This window comes from Micromonospora aridisoli (genome assembly GCF_056150025.1).
Window position 1 is genome coordinate 1 of record NZ_JAXCFK010000074.1, and the last position, 635, is coordinate 635.

General features: G+C 74.6%; 1 protein-coding gene. It reads right to left on the reverse strand.

Features of this window, described 5'->3' with window-relative positions:
• The coding region (locus tag SM447_RS29410; protein ID WP_474576123.1) for a 3-methyladenine DNA glycosylase at window positions 1-635 on the reverse strand (635 nt) is incomplete at both ends.

Consider the following 635-nt stretch of genomic DNA (forward strand, 5'->3'; position numbering starts at 1 on the left):
CAGCTCCGACGGCACCAGCGGGGAGAGCTTGTACGCCCACTTGTAGAGATCCATGTTGGCGTGCAGGCAGCCCGGCTGCTCCAGGGCGTGCTGGCTCTCTCGGGTCGGCGTGAGCACGTTGAGCGGCCGGGCCGGCGCCGTGAAGAACCGGAACGCGTCGAAGTGGCTGCACCGCACGCCCCGCTCCTCGACCACCGCGGCCGTCTCCGCCGGGCTGAGCCGCAGCGGCCAGGCGTTGTGCCGTACCTCCGCCTGGGTCTGCCGGTAGACCATCGCCCACTCGTGCATCCCGAAGCAGCCGAAGTGCGCGGCCCGGCCGGCGGTGGCCGTGAGCAGTGAGCGGATCCACTCCACCGAGTCGGCTCGGCGGGCGCGTACCGCGGCGGTGTCGAGGGTCACCCCGGCGGCGGTGGCGCGGTAGTCCCGCCCGAACTCGGCCGGGTCCGCGTCCCGCAGCACCACCCCGGCGCCCGGGTGCCAGCGGCGCAACTGGGCCGGCCGGTGCGAGTAGTAGGTGAAGAGGAAGTCCTCGACCGGGTGCGTCTCGCCCCGGCGGCGGCGGGCCAGGTGCGGCGTGAGCCAGGCGTCCACCCGCTGCTCGTGCGCCCGCCGCCGGGCCTGCCAGTTCGCGGCGT